This is a genomic window from Bacteroides sp. 2201st1_D9_2201SCRN_220225 (assembly GCF_040928965.1).
In the GTDB taxonomy this organism is placed as follows: domain Bacteria; phylum Bacteroidota; class Bacteroidia; order Bacteroidales; family Bacteroidaceae; genus Bacteroides; species Bacteroides stercoris.
Genome location: NZ_JBCODG010000157.1, coordinates 1 through 2,466 on the forward strand (window position 1 = coordinate 1; position 2,466 = coordinate 2,466).

The following is a 2,466-nucleotide window of genomic DNA, read 5'->3' on the forward strand; positions in this document are numbered from 1 at the left end:
AGCTGTACCTTTTCCGCAGGCTTGTCTATGAAGCAGATAACACTTCTGTCCCTTCGTATTGCCGCCATCTGGACACGCTCGGAAGGGTTTTCAATCATGCTGATGGCGCGGGGATTTCGGAGAACCGCCCTCATATCCCGGCTGAAAAGGGCGGCCAGTCGTTCTAAAACGGTAGGCATATATGTGTCAGTTTTTAAAAGGTTCGACTTCTTTCATGAATTTTTCAATGGCTGCTGTACTCGACCTTTCCCCGGCTTTGTCTTTCTGCATCTGCAGCACCAGTTCTTTTGCCGCTTCCAGTACTGTCCGGCCGGGGAAAAGACTTAGTCCCAATATCCCTTCCATAGCGACGAAACAGGCTGTCGGTGAAGGGTTGTGTATCAGGAAGATGCTTTCCGCAGAGGTGATGACAGCCGAGAGCTGTACCTTTTCTGTGGCAAAAGGAAGATGCCCAATGAGTTCCGGCTTTTTCTGTACTGCGGCCAGTTGCATTTTCTCGGTAGGGTTTTCAATTTGTAGAATCGTATCCGGATCTTCCAGGATCGCCTTTAACCGGGCTGTTCCCGGTAATGCACTGCTTTTATTCAACATAACTGTCTGTTTTAATTATAATGATATGCTTTCGGGAAGCAAGGTACGGCGGTTCATCGCAATTGCGTTGCGATATACAATAAAAAGAGAACGGACACTCAGGATATCACATCCGGAGTGTCCTCTAAGATGAATTCAAGGTGGTAAAATGTATATGATGGTATATAAGGACGTTCTTAAGCTGCTTCTGCAGTCCCTTTGTAAAGCATGATATCCGTATAGGACGAGTTGTAGTTCATTCGTGCCGTAAGTGTGGACTTGCATGTCCCCCTGAAAGGATTGCCTATACCAGGATGTTGCTCCATCCACTCACAGAAATCCAGTATGGGTGATTTTCCGGAAGTGAAATAGACAAACGGATGCCCGCTTAGGACAAGCAGTACATCCAGGTAATCCTGCAGCCTCCAGTCCATTTTGTATGTACTGATATCCGTTGCCATGTAGGGCGGATCAACCAGAAAGACAACATCCGTATCGGCATTGTACTTATCCGCAAGTTCCTTATAGTCACAACAGACCACTTCCAGACCGTCAAGATAACCGTCACAGTTGTAATCGTTTTGGCGCAACTTGTTATAAAGGTTCTGCTTCTTCAATTCTTCAAAGTTCAGAACATACTTCATGGAGAAAAGAAGGGATGATGAAAGGGTAAGATAATCCACAAAACCGTTTTGCTCGTCCTGAAGTATGCGCTCTAAAAACACATCGCGCATACTGCCTGTGATCTTTTTATGCCGGGGATAACCTTTGGCTGTCTCACGCAGGTCCTCCAGCAGTTCATTGGTACGATGAATATTCCCCAGACGTTCACGATAGTTGTCGTGGTCATTGTAGATTACAGTGGCATCCGGCCGTTCCCGTTTGGTGATATGCGACAGCAGGCCGGAACCACCGAACAGGTCGATGAAAACAGTCTTGTCACTGAAACGCTTCAGAACCTTCCTGAATTCCGATGCGAACATGCGTTTCTGACCCACGAAAGGAAGCGGAGCCTGGGAGTAAGTCTTTTCCATTGTTATAGTCTTTTGAGCGTGTTATATAATGGTTGTGTTCATAATTCAGGCGCAAAGTTCTTCTTATTCACCCATGAAAACAAAAAAAATAGCACACTCATACTGCGTGATGCATACACTTCTTTTTAAAACGTCCGATAATCTCGTACACCTTACGTTCACAGACACCATGCCTGGCAGAAAGGACGGTAACACAATAGGTTACTTTGTCGCCGGTATTGCGCATCTTCTCATACTCTTTATACAGACTGATATACTTGTAGTCATCCGGCTTGGAACCCATTTCGGCCAAAAGCTCCAATAGTTCCTTGTTTAGGTTTAATATCTCGAATAATGTCATATATATAATTTTATTGTATCTTTGCAACGCCAATCATTTTTGTAACATAAAAAAGCAGAACCGTAACAGAGGGTACTTGCCCCCGGTTGCGCGGTTCTGCGTAATGTTACAAAGTGATTGGCGTTACTTTTAACAGGCCGGGGGCTTTTTCATTTCTTAAACCGTTCGGAACTTCTCCGGTAACACATGAAACGATTTCAACCTTTCCTGCCACTTTATCACATGCCGTAAGCATTTTCTGCTTTCATGTTTTGAACGAAAGTATTTTAATTTGCCGCAACGCCGTTGCGTTTTACATTTATTAAGCATCCCGGCTGATACACCGGTTTTCTCTTGAAAGTAAAATACTTTTTATATGTTTATGCTTTACAAATAAAACAAGTAAATTACTTATATATACATATTGATATTTTAATTAATACAATATAAAATATATTCAAGTATCATACTTAATAAGTAAAAACATGGTAAAATATTTGCAGTAATGCACAATTATTACTATCTTTACACCGTAATAATCAA

The 2,466-nt window shown here is 42.8% G+C and carries 3 protein-coding genes; all 3 read right to left on the reverse strand.

Features of this window, described 5'->3' with window-relative positions; genetic code table 11:
- Nucleotides 1–186: 186 nt before the first annotated feature.
- Complete coding sequence (locus AB5903_RS22315) at nt 187–591, reverse strand: hypothetical protein (RefSeq protein ID WP_016662275.1); 405 nt, start codon at nt 589–591, stop codon at nt 187–189.
- Nucleotides 592–767: 176 nt separating this feature from the next.
- On the reverse strand, nt 768–1,604 hold the full coding sequence (locus tag AB5903_RS22320) for a DNA adenine methylase (RefSeq protein WP_004288871.1): 837 nt from the start codon (nt 1,602–1,604) through the stop codon (nt 768–770).
- Nucleotides 1,605–1,701: 97 nt separating this feature from the next.
- Nucleotides 1,702–1,944, reverse strand: coding sequence for a hypothetical protein (locus AB5903_RS22325; protein WP_004288870.1), 243 nt, complete (start codon nt 1,942–1,944; stop codon nt 1,702–1,704).
- Nucleotides 1,945–2,466 lie beyond the last annotated feature (522 nt).